Raw genomic sequence first — 1,691 nt, 5'->3', positions numbered from 1 at the left:
AAGCCGAGGCAGTGAAGAGCGCAGTGGTGACGCATGCCAGCTCGGAGGGAATTGCGGGTGCGATTGCGGTTGCCGTCGCGGCAGCGGTTGCTTGGCAGGCGCGGGGGCAAGAAATCTCGCGTGCAATGTTTCTGGAGGCGGTTCTGCCACACGTCCCGGACAGTCTGGTGCGTGCTGGGATTGCAAAAGCGATTCGGCTGGACGCGCAAAACGTCTGGACGGCAGTTGCAGCACTAGGCAATGGATCGGGCGTCTCGTGCCAAGACACGGTTCCGTTCTGCCTCTGGTGCGCCGGGATGCATCTGGACAGCTACGAAGAGGCGCTCTGGCTCACGGTTTCGGGCCTTGGGGATCGTGACACAACCTGCGCGATTGTCGGAGGCATTATCTCCCTACGCGCCCCGATTCCCACAGAGTGGCTCGCAGCCCGCGAGCCACTCAATGGCAAGATGACCGACTGGGACTAACACCCTCCCTGCCCTGAGGGAGGGTCGCGAGGAACGAGCGGGGTGGGTTCTGCGGGCACGTAGTCAATACGGGCGGAGTAGCCGGGGCGGATGAGGTGGAAGCGGTTGTACCACCAGCCCCGGACGTTCTCGATCTGCCCTACTTGTGTCACGGGGCCGGGCTGCGCGACGAGGCCGTAGGTGTAGAACTGGCCGTGATCCACTTTATAGGTCAGCCGGTCGCGCTCGCTCATGCAACCCGCGGGCGACTCACCGTAGATAATCAAGACCCCCAGTGTGCTATCGTCGTAGGTTGTGAAACGGCGATTCCTCCCCCAGCGATCAAGGCCAAAGCGCCAGCCCTCGCGCGTGAGATCTGCCGAGCCGGGATCAAGATCGCCAAGATCCACCCCAAAGCCCAGCGGCAGGGGTTCGTTTTCCCAGCGTTGCACCTCCTCCTCCAGCTCCTGCTCGCCCCAGATCCGCACCAGGCCACGGTCAGCCAAGTTTGCCAGCGCCTGCGCCACGTGATCCTCGGAGAGCTGACCTCGCAGAATTGGCGGCGGTGGTGCGTTTCGGGCATCGTCCAGCAGGACAATCGGCTCACGCGGCCCGGAGTCGTAGAGGTGCCAGAGAACGGCTAGTTCCGGGTCAGTTAGCTCCAACGTGCAAAGTCCTCCTCGGTCAGTCGGTACACCTGCCAGTCATCGAGATGGTGTGCGCCGCGTTTTTCGTAAAACCCTTGCGCCAGCGTGTTCCAGTCGAGACACGTCCACTCCAGCCGCCCACAGCCCAAGCGCTTGGCCTCGCGCACCTGGAAATCAAAGAGCGCACCGCCCGCGCCTTTCGAGCGCGCTTCGGGTCGCACAAATAAATCCTCGAGATAGAGCGTCGGCTTGGCCAGAAAAGTCGAGTAGGTAAAGAAAGTGATCGTGTAGCCCAGCGGCTCCGGGTTCGTGGCTTCGTCCTCAAAGACCAGATGGACAAAAAATCGGGGCGTGTGACCATCAAATGCATCGGCAATCAGGCGCTCTTTGGCATCCTCGGTAGGGCCAGCAAGCTCTTCATAGTCTGCCAGTGCCTGGATGAGTGCAAGAAAACCTGAAGCATCGGAGCGTGTTGCAGATCGAACGGAGAGGGACATAATCGCTATTGTACCCGTGCTTGACAAATCTCTGGGAACGGATAATACTGCACCAAGGAGCTTGACCGTATGAAAAAAGTAGACGCTTCACGCCCTGGTCT

General features: G+C 60.7%; 3 protein-coding genes. 1 reads left to right on the top strand and 2 read right to left on the bottom strand.

Going from position 1 to position 1,691, the window contains the following annotated elements; all coding sequences use genetic code 11:
* Positions 1-467, top strand: a 467-nt coding sequence (locus ACH2EH_RS10710) for an ADP-ribosylglycohydrolase family protein (protein WP_395141517.1), incomplete at its 5' end; no start/stop codon positions are given.
* Here the strand turns inward: ACH2EH_RS10710 and ACH2EH_RS10705 are convergent.
* Both ACH2EH_RS10705 and ACH2EH_RS10700 read right to left on the bottom strand, forming a co-directional pair.
* The gene (locus ACH2EH_RS10705; protein ID WP_395141515.1) at positions 464-1,111 is read right to left on the bottom strand and encodes a hypothetical protein; all 648 of its coding nucleotides are present in this window, start codon (positions 1,109-1,111) and stop codon (positions 464-466) included. The genes ACH2EH_RS10710 and ACH2EH_RS10705 overlap by 4 nt on opposite strands.
* Positions 1,102-1,590: a GNAT family N-acetyltransferase gene (locus tag ACH2EH_RS10700; RefSeq protein WP_395141513.1), complete on the bottom strand. Its 489-nt coding sequence runs from the start codon at positions 1,588-1,590 to the stop codon at positions 1,102-1,104. The genes ACH2EH_RS10705 and ACH2EH_RS10700 overlap by 10 nt, the downstream gene beginning before the upstream one ends.
* Positions 1,591-1,691: the final 101 nt, after the last annotated feature.

This window comes from Armatimonas sp., from assembly GCF_043760365.1.
Taxonomy (GTDB): domain Bacteria; phylum Armatimonadota; class Armatimonadia; order Armatimonadales; family Armatimonadaceae; genus Armatimonas.
This window is presented reverse-complemented; position numbering and strand designations above follow the sequence as displayed.